At 66.1% G+C, this 434-nt stretch carries 1 protein-coding gene; it reads left to right on the top strand.

Features of this window, described 5'->3' with window-relative positions:
• The coding region (locus tag NBZ85_RS31885; protein ID WP_261563513.1) for a hypothetical protein at positions 1 to 434 on the top strand (434 nt) is incomplete at both ends.

The raw sequence follows: 434 nt of genomic DNA, 5'->3' as shown, positions 1-434 counted from the left end.
CGACAATATCGCGCTGCAGGCCGACGGGCGCGTCGTCATCATCCCGGCGTCGACGCCGAACGCGGCAGCAGTGAAGCGGCTTCTTGAGGGTGTTGACGGCGCGGCGGTGAGCGCGAACGGCCGGTCCGTGTCGATCCCGGTCGCGTCACCTAATTCGCCCGCGACGAAGCGCCTGTTGAATCAGGTCGAGGGCGCGGCACTGTCGGCTGACAAGAAGTCGGTGACGGTTCCGACGTCGGCTCTCGGCGCGGTGGCGGCGAAGGGTGAGATTGACGGCGTCATCCGGTCGGCGAATGCGGCCGACGGTAAGGTCGCACGGGTCAGCATCATCACGACGAAGACACTGGTGAACGAGGTCATCAACCGCGGCTCGTCGAACGCGGTCGGTGTCCTCGCGAAGGCGCGTGGTGGTGTCATGTTCGGTGACCATGAGG

This window comes from Frankia tisae (assembly GCF_025403405.1).
Taxonomy (GTDB): domain Bacteria; phylum Actinomycetota; class Actinomycetes; order Frankiales; family Frankiaceae; genus Frankia; species Frankia tisai.
Note: the sequence above shows the minus strand (reverse complement) of the source record. Positions and strands in the feature narration are given on the sequence as shown.